Annotated in this window: 14 protein-coding genes; 1 reads left to right on the top strand and 13 read right to left on the bottom strand. The window is 44.0% G+C overall.

What is annotated here, in order from left to right; genetic code table 11:
• Positions 1-131: 131 nt before the first annotated feature.
• The 5 genes from WKT20_RS07280 to argR all read right to left on the bottom strand — a co-directional run bounded on the left by WKT20_RS07280 (position 132) and on the right by argR (position 4,663).
• On the bottom strand, positions 132-1,256 hold the full coding sequence (locus WKT20_RS07280) for an aspartate aminotransferase family protein (RefSeq protein WP_340417107.1): 1,125 nt from the start codon (positions 1,254-1,256) through the stop codon (positions 132-134).
• 87 nt (positions 1,257-1,343) lie between these two features.
• Positions 1,344-2,312, bottom strand: coding sequence for an N-acetyl-gamma-glutamyl-phosphate reductase (gene argC, locus WKT20_RS07285; protein ID WP_007564378.1), 969 nt, complete (start codon positions 2,310-2,312; stop codon positions 1,344-1,346).
• On the bottom strand, positions 2,309-3,517 hold the full coding sequence (locus tag WKT20_RS07290; protein WP_007564380.1) for an argininosuccinate synthase: 1,209 nt from the start codon (positions 3,515-3,517) through the stop codon (positions 2,309-2,311). The genes argC and WKT20_RS07290 overlap by 4 nt, the downstream gene beginning before the upstream one ends.
• Positions 3,518-3,594: 77 nt before the next feature.
• Positions 3,595-4,164, bottom strand: a complete 570-nt coding sequence (locus tag WKT20_RS07295; RefSeq protein ID WP_117670237.1) for a GNAT family N-acetyltransferase — start codon at positions 4,162-4,164, stop codon at positions 3,595-3,597.
• A 16-nt stretch (positions 4,165-4,180) separates the two neighbouring features.
• Positions 4,181-4,663: an arginine repressor gene (argR, locus tag WKT20_RS07300; RefSeq protein ID WP_007564383.1), complete on the bottom strand. Its 483-nt coding sequence runs from the start codon at positions 4,661-4,663 to the stop codon at positions 4,181-4,183.
• Positions 4,664-4,835: 172 nt separating this feature from the next.
• Here argR and WKT20_RS07305 point away from each other — a divergent pair, with 172 nt between their 5' ends.
• Positions 4,836-5,561 carry a class I SAM-dependent methyltransferase gene (locus WKT20_RS07305; RefSeq protein ID WP_117702643.1) on the top strand — a complete coding sequence of 242 codons (726 nt, stop codon included), beginning with the start codon at positions 4,836-4,838 and terminating at the stop codon, positions 5,559-5,561.
• Here the strand turns inward: WKT20_RS07305 and WKT20_RS07310 are convergent.
• The 8 genes from WKT20_RS07310 to WKT20_RS07345 form a co-directional block, all read right to left on the bottom strand.
• Positions 5,551-6,675 (bottom strand): PepSY-associated TM helix domain-containing protein, encoded by a 1,125-nt coding sequence (locus tag WKT20_RS07310; protein WP_118441350.1) that lies wholly within the window; start codon positions 6,673-6,675, stop codon positions 5,551-5,553. The genes WKT20_RS07305 and WKT20_RS07310 overlap by 11 nt on opposite strands.
• A gap of 9 nt (positions 6,676-6,684) precedes the next feature.
• Positions 6,685-8,106 (bottom strand): DUF4374 domain-containing protein, encoded by a 1,422-nt coding sequence (locus tag WKT20_RS07315; protein ID WP_118244085.1) that lies wholly within the window; start codon positions 8,104-8,106, stop codon positions 6,685-6,687.
• 29 nt (positions 8,107-8,135) lie between these two features.
• A complete protein-coding gene (locus WKT20_RS07320; RefSeq protein ID WP_182425043.1) occupies positions 8,136-10,559 on the bottom strand; it encodes a TonB-dependent receptor in 2,424 nt (807 codons plus the stop codon).
• A 179-nt stretch (positions 10,560-10,738) separates the two neighbouring features.
• Complete coding sequence (locus tag WKT20_RS07325) at positions 10,739-11,521, bottom strand: Cof-type HAD-IIB family hydrolase (RefSeq protein WP_340417108.1); 783 nt, start codon at positions 11,519-11,521, stop codon at positions 10,739-10,741.
• An 84-nt stretch (positions 11,522-11,605) separates the two neighbouring features.
• Entirely contained in the window at positions 11,606-13,354 is a 1,749-nt protein-coding gene (locus WKT20_RS07330; RefSeq protein ID WP_340417109.1) for a DUF6377 domain-containing protein, read from the bottom strand.
• 180 nt (positions 13,355-13,534) lie between these two features.
• Positions 13,535-15,775, bottom strand: coding sequence for a glycoside hydrolase family 3 N-terminal domain-containing protein (locus WKT20_RS07335; RefSeq protein ID WP_340417110.1), 2,241 nt, complete (start codon positions 15,773-15,775; stop codon positions 13,535-13,537).
• A gap of 32 nt (positions 15,776-15,807) precedes the next feature.
• Positions 15,808-17,325, bottom strand: coding sequence for a fimbrillin family protein (locus WKT20_RS07340; RefSeq protein WP_340417111.1), 1,518 nt, complete (start codon positions 17,323-17,325; stop codon positions 15,808-15,810).
• 12 nt (positions 17,326-17,337) lie between these two features.
• Entirely contained in the window at positions 17,338-19,137 is a 1,800-nt protein-coding gene (locus WKT20_RS07345; protein ID WP_340417112.1) for a fimbrillin family protein, read from the bottom strand.
• Positions 19,138-19,143: the final 6 nt, after the last annotated feature.

Here is a 19,143-nt window from a genome sequence, read left to right on the forward strand (position 1 = left end):
CGTTTCTCCTGAACCGGAAAAATAAAATCTCCTTTAATGGAGAAAACTTATGGGTAATAAGAAGGATAACAAAAAACGCCTTGATGTAGAAATGCATCAAGGCGTAAATGTAAAAACGTGATACGTTTTTATTATTTGATAAGCCTATGTAAGCGAGTCAGGAATTCATCTGCGTCGTTCATGCTCAGGCAGAGCGGCGGAAGCAAACGGATGACATTGGTGCCGCTGACTCCGGTAAATACTTTTTCCTCGAAAAGTAATTTCTGGCGGAGTTCTTTGATGGGTTCTTCAAATTCCATTCCAATCATCAAGCCGCGACCGCGTACTTCTTTGATACCTTTGAAGCCTTTCAATTCTTCCAATAAGTGAGCACCTACTTTTGCGGCATTTTCAACCAGATTTTCTTCTTTCATCACGTCAAGTACAGCGATAGCTGCTGCACATGCCAGATGATTTCCACCGAAAGTAGTTCCTAGCTGTCCATATACCGGAGTGAATTTCGGATTAATCAGTACACCGGCCATCGGGAATCCGTTGCCAATGCCTTTAGCTACAGTAATCATGTCAGGGCGTACGTCATTGTACTGGTGAGCAAAGAATTTACCGCTTCTTCCGTAACCCGACTGGATTTCATCCAGAATCATGACGGTATTGGTTTCGTCACATGCTTGGCGAATGGCTTTCATGAACTCTGTAGTAGGAAGCTGAATTCCTCCTACGCCCTGGATGCCTTCAATGATGACTGCACATACATCGCCTTTGGCCAGTTCGGTTTTCAGCGCTTCTGTGTCATTCAGCGGCAGGTATGTCACGTGTCCGTTGTCATTGATAGGAGCAATGATTTTCGGATTGTTGGTTACTTCTACTGCCAGTGAAGTACGTCCGTGGAAAGCTTTGGCGAAAGAAATCACACGTGTACGTCCGTTATAGAAAGATGCCAGTTTCAATGCATTTTCGTTGGCTTCTGCTCCAGAGTTGATTAAGAAAAGCTGATAGTCATCATAACCGCTGATGGCTCCCAAACGGTCGGCTACTTCCTGCTGTAACTTGTTGATTACAGAGTTGGAATAGAATCCCAATGTAGCTACTTGTTTGCTGATGGTTTCCACATAATGGGGATGTGCGTGACCGATGGAGATAACGGCATGTCCTCCATAAAGGTCAAGGTATTCCTGACCTTTGTCGTCCCATACGTGGCAGCCTTTTCCTTTTACGATGTTTACATCGAACAAAGGATATACGTCGAATAACTTCATATAATTAAGAATTAAGAATGAATAATTAAGAGCAGCAATCAAGGAGTCCTGCCTGGTTATTCATTTTCATTATTCATTATTCATTAATTAAAATGCGCTCGGTTTCAGTTTCAGTCCTACTGTTTCTTCCAGGTTGAACATCAGGTTCATATTGTGTACAGCCTGACCGCTGGCTCCTTTCAGCAGATTATCAATGCAAGAAATGATAAGCAGCTTGTCGCCATGTTTCTCCAGATGAATCAAGCATTTGTTGGTGTTGACTACCTGCTTCAGGTCGATATTCTTGTCTACGATGTGGGTGAAAGAATCTTCTGCATAGTACTCTTCGTACATTTTCACAATCTCTTCCAGTTCTACCTTGGTCTTTACTACGATAGTGGCAAAAATACCACGGGCAAAGTCACCTCGGTAAGGAATGAAATCGATTTCTGAATGGAAACTGTTCTGCAGCTGTTTCAGTGACTGTTTGATTTCTGGCACATGCTGGTGTGAGAACGGTTTATAGATGCTGAGATTGTTGTTGCGCCAGCTGAAATGACTCGTAGCTCCCGGTTTTACACCTGCTCCGGTACTTCCGGTAATGGCGTTTACCATCACGTCGTCGTTCAACAGCAAATGCTTGGCCAATGGCAGAAGTCCGAGCTGGATACATGTAGCAAAGCATCCCGGGTTAGCCACGTGCTTGCTTTGGCAGATAGTCCGGCGGTTCAGTTCCGGCAGACCATATACAAAGTCATGGTCGTCCGATTTGATGCGGTAGTCCATGGACAGGTCGATGATTTTCAAATCTTCCGGTACATTGTGACTCTCCATGAATTTCTTTGTATCACCATGAGCTGTACAGAAGAATAATACATCGATGGTATCGAGTGGAAGCTCATCTGTAAACACTAAATCGGTTTCTCCGTACAGGCCTTCGTGTACGTCAGTAATCTTGTTGCCCGCATTGCTGGAGCTGTTGATAAATGCAATCTCTACATCCGGATGATTAAGCAGCAGGCGAATCAGCTCGCCTGCCGTATATCCTGCGCCTCCTATAATTCCTGCCTTTATCATACGTCAGCTTCGTCTTTATGGTTTGCATAATAGGCGCGAAGCGGAGTAGACAACACCTTGATGAAGCCTTTAGCGTCTTCTGCAGTCCATCCTTTCTGCATTTCTCCGTATTCGCCGAACTTGTTCTTCACAAGGTCATCTTTCGATTCTACTCCTACAGTAGAGAATCCGTACGGGCGAAGTTCCAGAATAGCTGTACCATTGACGTTACGCTGTGATTCGGTCAGCATGGCTTCGATGTCGCGCATTACCGGTTCCAGGTACTGGCTTTCGTGAAGGAACATGCCGTACCAGTTGGCTACCTGGTCTTTCCAGTATTGCTGCCATTTACTCAGTGTATATTTTTCCAGGAAGCGGTGAGCGCCGATAATCAGCATCGGAGCAGCAGCTTCGAATCCTACACGGCCTTTGATACCGATGATCGTATCACCCACATGCATATCACGACCGATACCGTAGGCTGCACCAATCTCTTCTACTTTCTGGATAGCCTTAATCTTGTCGTCGAACACTTCACCGTTTACGGCATACAACTCACCTTTCTTGAATTCCAGTTTCAGTTGTTCGCTGCCAGTTTTGGTTACCTGTTTCAGGTAAGCGCTTTCCGGCAATCCCTGTGCAGAATCCAGAATTTCACCACCGCAGATAGAAGTTCCCCAGATACCTACGTTGTATGAGTATTTCAGTTTAGTGAAATCTGCCTCAAAGCCATTTTCCTTCAGGTAGTTGATTTCATATTCACGGCTCAACGCCATGTCACGTGTCAGGGTAATGATTTCCACTCCCGGAGCCATTACCAGGAAAGTCATGTCAAAACGCACCTGGTCGTTGCCGGCACCAGTAGAACCGTGAGCAATGGCATGAGCTCCGATTTCGTTGGCATAACGGGCGATGGCCAATGCCTGGAAGATACGTTCAGAACTTACAGAAATAGGGTAAGTACCGTTACGCAGTACGTTCCCGAATACCATGTATTTCAGGCTCTTTTCGTAGTATTCCTGTGTTACGTCAAGAGTCACATATTTCACAGCTCCCAGTTTATACGCATTTTCTTCGTTCTTTTTTAACTGTTCCGGGCTGAAACCACCGGTATTGGCACATGCTGCATATACTTCATATCCTTTTTCCTTTGCCAGATACATTACGGTAAAGGAAGTGTCCAATCCGCCGCTGAAAGCAACGACAACTTTTTTCTTTTCTTCCATGGTGCTTTTCTTTATATCGTGAAGCTTTTCGCCTGCATAAGTTCAGGAGAAAACCTCGCTTGAGATTATTTTTGTATTTAGAAATTGTTTATTTTATCGTCTGTGTGCAAAGCCGGATCGTAAAGCATGGCTGTGCAGATACAGAATTTACGGTTTTTCGCCATCAGGATTTCGTGGTTGATACATCCTTCACATCCTTTCCAGAATGAGTCATCGTCGGTCAACTCGTTGAAAGTGACAGGTACGTATCCCAGCTCTGTATTCATTTTCATGACCGCAGCTCCTGAAGTCAGACTGAAGATTTTGGCTTTCGGCCATCGCAGACGAGCCAAAGTAAAAGAGGCATGCTTGATACGCTTAGCCAGTCCGCATCCTCTGTATTTTGGATGGACAATCAGTCCGGAAGTAGCTACGTACTGCTTGTTTCCCCATGATTCGATGTAAGTAAATCCGGCAAAATCATCTCCGCACAGTGCGATGATGGCTTTTCCTTCTTTCATCTTGGTAGCTACGTATTCGTGTGTACGTTCGGCAATACCCGTACCGCGAACTTTGGCTGCTTCTCTAATCGTGTCCAATATTGTGTCAACATAAACCTCGTGTGAGGCGTCGGCTACCATTACATCAATTTGTTTAGTAGGTTCCATTTTTTGTTCTTATCAGTTAGAGTTGGTTTATATTCGGGATAATGTTGGCAAGTGCATGCTTGACTTCTGTTCGCGTGCAATTTTCGCGAATCACCAGCATGATGGTGTCATCGCCGGCAATGGTACCGATGATTTCATGGAAATTGTGCATGTCAATGTCGTATGCCAGGCTGCTGGCATATCCCGGACGAGTCTTGATGACAGCGATGTTGTGGGAGAATTCAATGGAGATGAAGCCGTTGTGACGCAGCATTTCGCTGGCCTTTTGCGGTTCTGTCATGCGCTTGTACATGGTATTGTTGGGTAGTACATATACATAGTTCCCGTTCATGCTGGCAGCTTTGGCTACCTTCAGTTGCTTCAAGTCGCGCGACAGGGTGGCTTGTGTCAATTGGAATCCTTCTTTTGTCAACTCCTGCAAGAGTTCGTCCTGACTTCCAATCTCTTTGCTGGAGATAATCATTTTGATTGAATCAAGTCTGCTATTCTTGTTCTTCATTGTATAATTATTCTTTTACGGCTGCAAAAATACGGATATATTTTGAATGTCATGCATAAATTCTTACTTTTTTGTGTGTTTATTCTGAAAAATGCATGAATATAATGAATAAATAACCATTGTGAATTTTATTTTGTATTTTTGTGCACGTTAATTACAGAGACAAAGAATCATGAAGACCACATGGCTACAGGCAGAAAAGGATCCGATGGGAGCTGCCATATACGATTACTTCAAGAATGGAAAGGCTGGAAAGTTAAGAGTTTTTTCTTCGCAGTTTGAGGAAGATGAAATTCCAGTGAGTGAATTATTCCGTACGTATGAACACATGCCCTTGCTGGAACAGACTGCATTGGATATGGCTCAGGGAAAGATTTTAGATGTAGGAGCAGGCAGTGGCTGTCATTCCTTGGCTTTAAAGCAAATGGGAAAAAAGTCTGTGGCTATTGATATTTCTCCTCTGTCTGTAGAAGTCATGCAGGTACGTGGACTGGATGCCCGTCTGGTTAATTTGTTCGACACGCATTTCGTCGAACGCTTCGATACCATTCTGATGCTGATGAACGGCTCGGGAATTATCGGTCGGGTAGAGAATTTCGGTGATTTCTTTCAGCGGATGAAGCTGTTGTTAAATCCTGGTGGTTGTATCTTAATGGATTCAAGTGATTTGAGATACCTGTTTGAAGAGGAAGACGGAAGTTTTGTCGTTGATTTGGCGGGCGATTATTACGGTCAACTGGATTTCCAGATGCAATATAAACAAATAAAAGGAGAAGCATTCGACTGGTTGTATGTGGATTTCAACACCCTGAGTCTGTATGCTTCTCAATATGGATTCAAAGCAGAACTGGTGAAGGAAGGCAGTCATTATGACTATTTGGCTAAACTTACCTTGTAGCTCTTTGTTTCTTCTTCAACCATAAATAATACCCGCTGAGTGGAAGTACGCCTCCGATAAAAGCTGCCAGAAAATAAAGTATCTTTGTATAGATACCTCCCCAGCTTCCGGTGTGGAAGGCATAGAACCAGCCTTTCAGTTTCTGTGCGCGAGGCACTTCCGCATAGGTTGTGGCTTCTGTAATCTCTCCGCTTTTCGGATTGAATTTCAGGGTATCCGTACGGCGTAATTGCTGTCCCTGGATAACTTGTATCTTTTTCTCTTCTATACGGAGCGAAGTGTAGTCGGTGTATTTTGTCTGTACTTCCTGAACTGCCTTGTCCCAAGCCGTATAATCGGTTTGTTTCTTTTCTCCTTTCTTGGCACGTGCATCGTTTTCCTTTTGTGGGAGAGAAGTTTCGTGAGTTTGGGCCTGCTTCGAAGTGTTTCCTCCAAAAAGCCCGTAAGCAAACGAGCGATACCAGCCAAACGACCAGGTGAGCCCGGTAAGTGCCATGATCAGCAGGAAGAGGGTAGAATAAAAGCCCAAAGCTACATGGCTGTCATACCAGAAACGGCGCCATCCTTTGCGGCATGAAACCTTCAGCCGGTTATTTAACGCTTTTCGAGTTCGGGGCCACCAGATAACAAGGCCACTGACAAGAATCACGACCATCAGCAGGGTGGAGATGCCGACTATCATTTTCCCTACAGAGGAAGCTCCTTTCTGCGGTGGAGGATTCAGTAACCAGCGATGCAGTTTCCGCATGGTTTGAAAAAAAGCGTTTCCCTCTATCCATCCGTTCACCTCTCCCGTGTACGGATTCACACTCAGACTTTTTCTGCCTGCGTTTTTGAAAGTCACCGTAGCTGCCTCATCGGCTTTTCCCGAATATTGCAGTGAGGTTAGCTTGAGTGAATCGGCGGTCTGCTCTTTTATGCGTGCAATCAGCTGCGAAGGTGGAAGAACGGCAGCGTTCCCTTCCGGAACGCTTACCTTATATAAATGGGGCTTACATGCCTGAGTGATTTCCTTTTCGAATACCAGTGCAGCTCCCGAGAAACAAATAATGGAAAGAATAATTCCCACTGGAATAGAAAGCCAGAGGTGTATTTTCCCGAATAATTTTCTCATTTTCAAATGTTATTGTTGAGTTAATGCAATTTTACCTACTGTTGTAATTTCATCGGCTTCCACTTCCAGTCCTTTTACAGCTTCTCCTGTTTGAGGATTGATTTTATAGAATGTGGGAGTAGCACCTTCTTCGGTAGTTAGTACCGGAATATAAAAATATTGATTTTCCAGATAAGGAGAATTTCCGAAAGAAGAAATCAGGTTCATGTCAGGCAATCCTGTAATAGGAATCAGCTTCTTTTCGCTGGCTTTGAATATCACTAGCTCATTTTTAGGTGCATTGGTTCCCAGTGTGGCTACCTCTTCAATGCTGCATCCGTAATTATTGAGCAGGAAATAATCACTACCTACGTGCCAGCAGCGGAACAACGGATGGCCGCTCGCACCGCTCATCGTTTCCAGGTTGCAATAATATTCATCGAAGGTAGTACTTCCGGCAGGGATGCGCACGACGCCAGAAGGAAGTGTACCTTGTACCTTTGCCTTTAAGTTGGCATCAGCCGCAGGCTGGGTAGCCGTACGTCCATATCCTCCTGAAAATACATACAAGTTTCCGTCATCGTCGCTCCAAATGGTCTGATAGTACTGAGAACGCATGCGTCCGCAGGCAAAACCAATCTTGTCTGTTGTCGCAATAACCGGTTCTTCATCAAAGTTGCTGCCGCTATAAATGGCAATATAAGCATTATCCGGATATTGGGTAGAAGGAATCTGTCCGGCAGTATATTTACCGCTTCCTGAGCCGCCGGTACCGGTTGCTACATAGTCTTGACTCAACACTTTGTCGGGCCAGGTGTTCACTCCATAGTGACTCATACCCATGGGAATAATAGAGGTGTAGAGCTTTCCGTTGGCTTCCACAAATCCGGCCATAGTTACCTTTTCACCATTTCCTAAAAAGTTCTCGGCCAAAATATCCTGTTGGTTGGTACTGGTAGTACCATCTTTCGCATTCAAGTAGTTAAATAAAAAACCTTGTGCCGCATTACCCTGACTGTCCGTCTGCTTGGTGTCTCCGGTAGATACGGTAATCACATTGTCACCCCATGTGCCGTAGGTCGTAAAACGGTTGAATGTATAAGTGTATTTTTTCTGCGGCACATTGTTGGCATCCAGATAGTAACATCCTCCGGTGCCTTGTGAGCCGTCGTTATATTTGATTCCGAAAAAATAATTCTGGTCGTAGAAAATCCAGTAAGAAATCTGGTCCTGAAATTCTTTCCCGTTTTCAATGACTGAGATTTTGCCTTCGTTCAGACTTTCGGCCGTAAGCAGATAAGAAGTACCTCCTGCGGTAACCGGAATGACGTAGTTTCCCTTGAAGTTGTTGTGATTGCTGAAGGTTGGGTCATTTTCTTCGTTCTGACACCCCATGAACAGGCCTCCCATGCAGAAAGCACCCAGTCCTAACATAAAGTTCTTTTTATTCATATACTTGTATTTATATTTTTATTGGTTTATTACTTTCCAAAATACACTCGAAATTTTCCATAAAATGCCCGTCCGGCTTTTTGCAGACTAAAGTTGTCATACAGTTTCTCATCGGTGAGATTCCGGCATTCAAATGAAATGTTGTAACGTCCGTTTCGGATACTGTACCCTAAAGAGAGATTGTGCGAAATCTGCTGCGGTACCCGAATCTTAGTAGACGGGTCACCAAAGTTTTCCCAATACAAAGGGAAGTCATGCTGGTAGAAACAATCCCATCCGAATGTGAGGGTATTCCCTTTCGCAAACAGATTATGCCAGTAGAAGTTCATGTCTACGTTTGCATACTGGTAAGGAATGTTCGGGATACGTTGTCCGTATGTCAGTGCATTCTGTCCGCTGCTTGCTGCCCGTTTCTTTTCCTTGTCGCGGGTGTCAAGGTTGTTGAACGTACCTCCCATATTGAACCAGTTGCTGTAACTGTATCGCAAAGACACATTGAATCCTTTTGTCTCTACCCGGCCATGATTGGTGTAGCTTCCATAGCTGGTACCTCCTACGGTCGACAGGTCACGTTTGATGTAGTCTTGGGTGTTACGGTAAATGATTCCTCCTTCCACATACAATCCGTGTTTGCCTAACTGCTTGTTGTAGCTGGCACTCAGGTTTACGTTGTCACTACGTTCAGGTTTCAAGTCAGCTTTTCCTGCTTCAAGGTCACCGTCACCAAACAGTTCCTGGGTGCTGGGCATGCGCAGTGCCTTTTCGTAAGAGAGTTTCAACTGAATGGCTTTCCCTAAGAAATAGGTTCCGGCAGCTCCATATCCGAAAGAGCTGACACTTTGCGACACTCTCGTGTCACTTCCTACATTGTTGTCGCTCAGCTGTACCGTTCCTTCACTGTAAGAATTGTAGTGCTTGCCGAAGACCGACAGATTCCATTTTTCAGAAGGCATCAGGCGATAAGATAACCCTGCAATGTTCTTCCGGCTTTTGGTAGGTTCATCATAATCTTCCAGTACGGAATTTTTCTCAATCAGACTTCGCCCTGTACGACGAAAAGTACTGAATACATTATTAAATGTAAACGAGTGCATTTTGCCCAGTCGGTATACCGCAGTAAGTGTGGTATTCCAGTTTGTATTGATTTGTTCACTGAACTGGTGATTCTGTTCGCCGGCAGTCGATCTGGGGATACGGTCACCCAGCCAGTTATATTTGTACATCGCTGTATCCACGTTTGTCGTCAGGTTGTGGTTGTAATTGGCCGTGACCGTCACATCCAATCCTTTGGTGAAAAGATTCTGCTTGCGATATTCTACCGAAGGAACGATGGAATAGCCGTGACGATGTTTCTCGCCGAATACGATTTCCTGGTACACTCCGTTCTGTATTTCTTTGTAGAAATGCGAGTAGGCCACATTAAACATCAGCCGGTCGGCCCAGCTTTTTCCGGTAATCCCGATTTTTCCGATGACCGCTTCGTTGTGGAATGTATCATTGAATCGTTTTACGCGCTGTATATTACTTTCATCGCTGACAGACGTATTGTTTTCGTGGTTGAACTCTTCCACCCAGTTGTTGATATAGTAATTATTGTCAGAGTAATTCTGATACGCATTGATTTCGTATGTCAGTCCGTTTTTGAAACTCTGCCCGAAGTTTACATACGATTTATGCGTGTTGAACGAACCGTATGAGTATGACGCATCCAGAAACCAGTTGCGTTTCTGTTTGTTGGTTACAATGTTGATAACTCCCCCTAAGGCATCGGTACCGAATCCTACGGGTACCACACCTTTATATACCTCAATGCGCTCGGCAAAGTTGACCGGAATGTTATTCAGGTCGAAAGCTGTTCCTGCCCCTTCCTGTGGCACCCCGTCGATAAATACCTTTACATGCTTGCCACTGAAGCCGTCGAGCATCAGCTGCATGTCCGAACCCACACCTCCAGACTCGCGCAGTTTCATTCCCGGAAGCTTCTGTAACGCTTCACTCAAGTTTTTGGTGGAATTCTGCAGTTCACGCGTATCTACAGCCACGGCATTAAAGGCCGAGCGCTTGATACGTCCGACTCCGTTGGAAACGACAACGACTTCATCCAGTTCGGTGACTGACGGCTTCAAGATTACATTTTGTTTGCTACGTCCGTCTGCCAGAATTTCCACTTCTTTTTCTACCGTTTCAAACCCGATGGCAGAAACGGTCAGTGTGTATTTCCCGGCGGGTGCTTTCAGATGATACAAGCCTTTTTCGTTGGTTGTACAGCCATATTGCGTACCTTTCAGGTACACCGTGGCGAAGTCAATGACACCCTTGTCCGAAGAAAGAACTTTTCCAGATAGTAGTGAACGGCCTTGTGCAGAAAGAGATAAGACACAAGCACCCAATAATATAAAAAGTACACCCCACTTCAAATTTTCGCTTCCCCGCGAAAAAGATAAATTTCTCATTTACTGTAACTCGTATTTTTTGTTCAGGACTAATTTTCTGTGTGCAAAATTAAGGCGATTGTCCGGGTGGGGCAATCGCCAAATATGGGTAATTTAGACTATGTATAAATACCTATTTGTAGGTATTCTGTAGTTTGTCCTATGAAATGTAACGAGTTACAGTTAGAGAATTTGGACTGTTACAGGAGATGGAAGTGCTTCAATGCCTTCATGATACCTTCCTCATCCACTGAGGTGGTGATATAATCGGCCGCAGCTTGTATGTGAGGAGCTGCGTTTCCCATGGCAATTCCCATACCTACATGTTTCAACATCGGAATGTCGTTGCCGCCATCGCCGAAAGCCATGGTATCTTTCAGGTCAATGCCGTAGTAAGCCAACATCTGGTCGATACCGTGACTTTTGCTGTTTCCCCGTGCAATGATGTCGGCAAAGAGCGGATGCCAGCGCATGGGTTCACAATGAGTCAGCACCTTCCCAAATATTTCTTCGTCTTTCTCTTCGGGGAAATATCCCATGATTTGCAGAATTTCTTTCTCTCTTGCAGTTTCTATGGGACGGATTTCCGGAATGTCAATTTGAATCAGACGGGCAATCTCTCTGACAGCCTCATCCTCATGTGTCAGGAACCAGGTATTGTCGTGTACAAAAACAAACGGTATTCCCGGATGGTCATGCTGGTACTGAATGAGTCGTTCAATGTCTTCCTGCGGCACACAACCCTTGTAAATGTCTTCATGATTTGCTGTGAAGCAATGTGCTCCGTTCAGCGTGACATAACCGTCGAAATCCAGGTCACCCACGGCATCCATCATCAATGTCTTTGGACGGCCGGTAGCAATGAATACCTTAATACCTTTTTCTCTCAAAAGTCGCAGGGCTTCGCGGGTAGACTCCGGCACGGTGTGAGTCTGGAAAGAAACTAATGTTCCATCAATATCAAAGAATATCGCTTTTACCATTTTTCGTGTATTAAAAGTCCGTGCAAAGATAATGAATAAAAGAGACTGGGGAAGAACAACTCTTCCTATTTATATTACGAAGTACTAACACTCTTTTCCGATATTCTGTACTAACTTCAGGAAGTCGTCCTTAGGAACAATCAGCTTGTTTCGTGTTTTCAGGCGTATGTTGTAAACCGTCTGAGTTGAGCAGTGCAAAAAGTCTGCAATCTTTACACTTTCACTAATTCCCAATCGTACAAGGGCATAAATACGTAGCGTGGTATTTAGTTTTTCATCTTCTGTCAGGACAATCCGTTCCTCCGGGACAAGTAACTGATTGAATTCTTCCACGAAAGAAGGATACACATGAAGAAAAATGGTATCAAAAGTGCGGTAGAACTCTTTTAGTTCGCTTTGTGTCATAGCTTGGTTGCTGGTTAAAGCTAAGGCCTCCTCATATTGATGTACTTTGAGCTTACATTTGAGTTTTCCTCTGAATTCATCGAGCAGGCTGATATAGTTGGAACAAATGGAGAGTACATAAGCGATGTATTCTTCCTTCAACTGGTTGGATGCCTGTAATTTTAGATTGGCTTCTTTTAAGCTGGTGTTTAGTTGCTGTTCTTTTTGATGGGCATGTTCCAGGTCTTTGTGTACTTTTGCCATCTCAGCAGCTTGTTCATTTAATTGTTTGTTCGCTTGGTTTATCTGGATACGTGAACTGTTTATTTTACCAATCTGTTTCCATAATATGAAAATAGTAATAATCAGTGCCAATGCGAGGAGGCCCAATAGTAATACAGAGGTCCTTAGTTTGGATTTCTGGGCTTTGTCGAGACTTTGATAGGCGGTCAATATATCATGCTGTGTCTTGGAAATACTCACCAGACGGACTCGGTTGCAATATGACTGGGCAAGCTCCAGACACTTGGAAATATAAAGGTATGCACGCTCAATATTTCCTTCCTGAAATTCTATCTGTGCCAGTTCTTCTAATGAGGCTATATCTTGATTAGCTGATTTTACATCTGCCAAAGCAGATAAAACAAGATAATATTTGGCTTTATCCTTGACTCCCTGTTTCTGATAGATTTTAGATAGCATATAGGCATTCATGGCATCGTGACGTGTGTCCATCTGTGACTGGCGGACTGCTGTTTCCAATGTATCTTTAATACAAGAAAGGTTATCCGAGTTAAACAGTGCCAAACCTTGGTACCACAGGGACATTTGTTCTTTCTCTGTTTGTAAACATAAAGCAAGTGAATCTCGGTACAATTGTTCTTGCCGGGCATAATAGTCCACTTGTTCACGTACTTCACGTACGCTTTGAGGAACGTGTTTGCTCCAGTCAATGGGAGCTGCCGAATATTGCAGTATGTGCCCGGCCAGGAAAATCTGGTGAGCATAATATTCTATTTTCAGGTTAGGTGTGGTAACGTACGGACGTAGCTGTGCCAAATCGTTGGATGCACTTAATACCAGTCCGGTGGAGGCAGCCATATACGTCTTATAGATTTTCCATAAGGTTTCTCGTTCTTTGTTTCCCATTTTTTGAGATAGCTCCAGATTTTTTTGTGCATAAATCAGAGCAGAATCTGCTTCAAAAGAGTTGTAGGCCTCGTAAAGCAGTTTGTTTATCCAGTATTTCTGCTCGTTGTCTCTGGTAGATGCTTCATATTTATGAAGTTCAAGAATCTGGGCCTTTTTCTGCTGTACATACTTGGGATATTTTAATAAAGCAGCATCCAATTCACGAAGGAGCTGCTCCTCATCTTGAATTTGAGGTTCAGAAAAGCAGGGAATAGTCCCTACGAAAAGTAGGGTGAACAAGATGAGGTATATTTTCATGTAGTATGGCATAGCGTAGGTTTGAACAGAGGCTAAAGTTACACAGATTTCTTGTAAGGCAAGAGGTTTTACGAGAAAAAGAATAAAAACGCTGTTTAAACATACTTGGAAGGCAGTTTAAACAGCGTGATAATGAGCTTTAATTCAGCTTTATGATAAACCTATGAAACCATTAGCAGATTATAACGCAGACACAGAGAAGTCTTTTGTCAACCCTTCTGCACTATTGGTCCCCACCCAAAGTGTGAAGTCCCCTGGCTCTACAGTATAATTCATATCGTATCCCCAGAAGGCAAGCTCAGAGACTGGAAGACTCAATGATACCTGTGTAGATTCTCCTGCTTTCAGTGTGACACGCAGGAAGCGTTTGAGTTCCTTCACCGGACGGGTGACTGACCCAACCTTATCCTGTACATAAAGTTGAACCACTTCCGTTCCATCGTATTTGCCCGTATTTTTTAGAGTGAAACTGATGGATAGAGTATCCTGTGCGGTTAATTTGTCTGATGCGAGACTCAGATTGCTGTATTCAAAAGTTGTATAGGAGAGACCGTAACCAAAGGGGAAGAGAGGTGAATTGCCTGCATCCAGATAGAAAGAGCGACATCCTACGGAGGTCTGTCCTGCTTCTACAGGAATTTCATCAATCAGCATTTCAGTCGGATTGGCAGGACGGCCTGTCTTGTGCTGTGCATAATAGATAGGCACTTGTCCACTCATACGGGGGAAAGTTACCGGAGTTTTTCCGCTTGGGTTTACTTTTCCGAAAAGAATATCGGCTATAGCCGGACCGCCCATTGTGCCCGGATGGAAACTGTAGAGCATTGCATCCGAAACTTTCACTTCATCGGCAATGACCAGCTGACGTCCGGCCATTACTACCGTAACAACTGGTTTCCCTGTGGCAGCCAGTTCTTTGATAAGCTGACTTTGGGCTCCCTGCAGATTCAGATTGGCCAGGGAATGTGCTTCACCGGAAAGAATCGATTCTTCTCCGACAAATACCACCACAGCATCGGCCTGACGGACTGCACTTACCGCGCGAGCGATACCTGCCGTGTTCTTGTCGCGACTGTAGTCGAGTCCTTTTTCAAAGATTACCTTAACTTTATTGCCATACATTTCTTTGATGGCAGTCAAAGGTGTTTGTGTATGTTCTTTTTCTCCGTCGAATACCCAGGTACCCATCTGCTCATAGGGCGCATCTGCCATAGGACCGATGATGGCCAGTGTTTTTATCTTATCGGTAAACGGTAATGTCTGGTTCTCATTTTTCAAAAGTATGACTGACTGCTCAGCGGCTGTTTTAGCTGTTTGCAGATGCTTCTCGGCGTATTTTACAGTTTGTGGAGTTACTACATAAGGATTGTCGAACAAACCTAAACGGAATTTCAGGCGTAGAATGTTTCGTACGGCATTGTCAATTGTCTCCATTGACACCTTGTTCTCGGCTATGGATTGTTTGAGGTTCTGGATAAATGTTTCACTCACCATTTCCATATCTACGCCCGCATTGACAGACTTTTCGGCAGCGTCTTTTCCGTCCACACAAAAGCCGTGGTTTACCATTTCAAGTGTAGAACTCCAGTCGGTTACCACCATTCCATCGTATTTCCATTCCTTGCGAAGCACATCCTTCAGTACAAAGCTGTTGGCTGTAGAGGGTACTCCGTCATTGTCATTGAATGAAGTCATGAAAGTGGCACATCCGGCATCTGCTGCCGCCTTGAAAGGAGGAAGATATACGTTTCTCAGCACGCGCTCAGGTATGAAGGTGGAGTTGTAGTCTCTGCCGCCTTCTGCTGCTCCGTATGCAACGAAGTGCTTCGCGCAGGCCGCAATAGCCGTAGGGTCATTCAGAGAATCTCCCTGATAGCCTTTTATCATGACCGTTCCCATTATGGCATTCAGGTAAGGATCTTCTCCACAACTTTCTGCAATACGGCCCCAGCGAGGATCACGCGCCACATCAATCATCGGGGCAAAGGTCCAGCGGATTCCATCAGCTGAGGCTTCAATGGCTGCTACACGAGCTCCTTCTTTTACGATTTCAGGATTGAAGGTGGCTGCCTGTCCCAGTGGAATAGGGAAGATGGTTTTGTAGCCATGAATAACGTCACGGGAAACAATCAATGGAATCCCCAGGCGTGACTCCTCTACAGCAATCTTCTGAATCTTGTTTACTTCTTCTGGATTTACTACATTCAGAATAGAACCTACTTCTCCTTTGCGTACACGCTTGGCCAGGTCTTCAAAATCCCATGGGCTGAGCTGGTTCATCTGACCTAATTTTTCTTCTAAGGTCATTTTATGAAGCAAGGTTTCCACCTTGTTTTCTATCTCTGTATTTTTGTCCTGTGGCTGACTGCATCCCATGAGGGAAGCAGCCAGAACCACGGCGTATAAAAGGTTCTTTTTCATTGTATGTGAGGTGTTAGTTTGTGAATAATTTTTTAGAAGGCGCAGATGGGGCGGAATGGTTCATTGGCAAGAGTAGTGCTCCAGGTACCGTTTGCATTGCCACCATTAGCTATTTCTGTCATTGCTATTATAAATTTTTCTCCAATAGTAAGTGACGTTATGTTTTGTTTAGTTCCCCAGTCTTTACCTGCTTTGGCCACTTGGTTTATTATCATATTCAGCCCGTTCTGAGATGAATTACTCATGCCGCTTCCCCATACCAAGTGTTTCAATTCTTGGAACGACGGAGCATACCATGTTGTGGCACCTACCAGTTGATTCTCAGTATAGCCATTCAAACCGGTAAAAGACCAACCTGTTTTTGTACCGTTAATTATAGCCTGAGTCAACTTATATCCATTCATCACATCTTGTGCTTTATAACTGCTTTCTTCAATGCCGGCAGTTGTGTATATGCCGGTAATGGTTGCTGCATCCGGTTCTGTACCATCATAAAAAGAGCCTCCTGCACTAAATCCGATTACTAATCCGTGCTTCTTATCCGAATCATCGCCATAGCCCGGATATTTATTATCTGCATTATCAATTCCGTTGGTTGTGCAGAAGCTAGAGAAATCATCCAGATAATGGAACACGATTCCGTGGCAAGTCAGTCCTTCCGGGAGGCTTGTGGCTGCTCCGGGGAAGATGACCACTTCGTTGCTTGTATTGGTGCAATAGAAGTCACCGGGGGCAGGTTGTGGAGTAAATGTGCCCTTTATCTCACAGAGGAATGTGTATTTCTTTCCGCTTACCATGGTAAGTTCCGAAGTCAATGCTTTCACGTACGCATTTCCTCCCAAAGTGTAGAAATAACGGAAGTTATTTGCCGGAATTTTTTCTCCTTCCTTCATCAGGAGCGAGTAAGTGCCGTTGAGGTTACACGGTGTATAAGTCTTGTCTCCTGAAACAATTTGGAAGTCCTCCAACTCCGCATTGTACTTGTAACCCTTGAAATCCAGTTCACTTGACTTGAACTGAATGAGTGAAAATGCATGGCTTAATGTAATTTCCAGTTTGCGCTTCGGTGCTGTAATCTCACTTATCAACAAGTCATTTTTCTTGAAGTCTTCCAGACTGCTTTGGTCTTCGGTGAGGGAGATGGCATTTTTCAACGCTTCTACTGAATTGACATCGTTGGCAAGAGTTTCATTGTAAGGGAAGTAAGCTATTATTTTCTTCACGTCACCGGATAAGTACTCTGCATTTCCATCTTGCGTCCATTTATTCTCATTGGCATTGTATGTAAAGCTGATGTGGCTCTTTCTTGTGTTATCTTCTTTTAGCAAGATAAGCCCCAACTTGTCATTTTGGACAAACACCGTGGCGGCATCCTGATTGTAGGAAGCGCGTGACGGGTTTTCAGCATCGAAATCTTTTAAGGTTACGTTCTCAAGTGTTAGCGGCATCGGCTCGTTGTCCTCGTTGCCGTAGTCCGGCATTTCCTCCTTGCTACAAGAGAATAGCAAGAGGGAGGAAACCGCCAGTCCGTATAATAAAGAATGTTTCATAATCTTCAGTGTTTAGAATGTTAGTATAAAAATTAGTTTGGCAGCATCCATATCCCAGCCACCTGATGCCGTTTTTGCTTTTATATTATATCGGAGAGCCCATGAATGGTTATCTGTAGCCCCCCATTTATTTTCTTCGGAATTGCTTGAATAAAAGATATTCGATGAGCAATAATTTCCATCCTCAAAGGTCACCTGGTCTGTAATATTAGCATTAGCAATTTCTTCTAATTGTGGAATAGAAGGTATATACCATCCGGAAGTACCATCTGGAGTTTCTAAATTTAGTTCAGTAAAGGCTTTCCAAATAGGGAAATTGTCGATTGTTGCATTCTGAAGTTTTGTTCTTATAGCCTGAGTATATATATATCCATGGTAGCTTTCACCAGCTTTTCTTTCGGCATTGTCCTCCCATGTAGCAAATTCTGTCGGGTTATTCTCTGTAGTCCATTTAAACTCTCCTTTCGGCAAATCAGCACCCACATACAACATATATCCGGTGATTGTGCTTAACAGATTATTGTTATCTGTACCTTTATAGTTATCTGGAGTATCTGTATCACTTGCTCCCATCTTATAAACTAAACCTACGGTCTTCCAACCTTCTGGATTTGGATTCGTACCGAAAGTACCGTTATCGTACAAGTATTTGCCTACCGCTATATAATTTTTGTCATACGTAATCTTGATGTCGGAAGCCACTTTCGAGATGGTGTATTTATGAACTGATCCTTCACCATTTGCTCGTGACAGGGAGGCAGACTGCACATTCGTCTCACGTTTCACTTCGCAATTACCCTCGATGTCCAGTCCTCCGTTCCCGGTTTCGGTATAAGAGATGGAGAAGCTCTTGTCTTCACCGGTTATCTCACCGGTCTCAGTGTTGATGCCTTCGTAGGTGAATTGAATGTCACTACCGTCTTCTACTTTAGGCAAACTGGTAAAGTAGTTCCCGTCTTTGATTCCCGCAACGGTTTCATCTTCCCAACCCACAGAAGATGATTCCATTGAAACTTCAATGCCTTTCTTACTTACCTTTAAATAATACCTCTGGTTGTATCCTTCTTTTAAGACTCCGGTCTGTCGTTCTTCGTCAGTAGCAACAGTATGCTTGGGTGTATATACATACGTATCTCCACCGATAACTACTTTTATGAAAGGTTTGTCCCACATCTCCCCAGGTACCAAAATGACCTCTCCGTGTCTGTCATCTATTTTACGAGGCAAAATTTCGAAGTTGGGCTCTCCTTCTTTATCTATAATGCCTTCCGTATATTTGATACTTGAATGGCCATAATATGAAATGACTGCATTATTGGCTTCTTCATCTGTATAACCAGGGAATTGCTGGAGTTCATACCACACCCGTGTCATTTTATGCTTGAAAGTAAGTTGCACGGATTTGGCATTGACGGTTGTATTACATTCCAACAAATCGCAGGCAAACATCTTTTCTGCATCCGATTGGTTGGTCAAAGAGATACTTTTGTCTGTGTAAGGGCTCCATGCATGCAACTGATATTCTCCTGATGTCCATGTATAAGGCTCATCGTCGGTAACCATTGCACCGGTTGCCGCATCTGAAATACGGTATGTCTTAACCGATTCACCCACTTGCATTCCTATCAATTCGCCACCTGTCCAACTGTTATCACCTCGACGGCTTGCCTGTCCAATGTTTGCTGAAAAGACTACTCCGTCAGTATCTGTCATGTCTATATCGGCTTCACGGGTACATGACATTCCACCCATACAGCTTAGAAGAATTAATCCGAAGCCGTAGTTCCGTATATTTGATGTTATTTTATTCATGGTTAA

Source organism: Phocaeicola sp. ICN-14070 (genome assembly GCF_037892625.1).
GTDB classification, from domain to species: Bacteria; Bacteroidota; Bacteroidia; order Bacteroidales; family Bacteroidaceae; genus Phocaeicola; species Phocaeicola plebeius.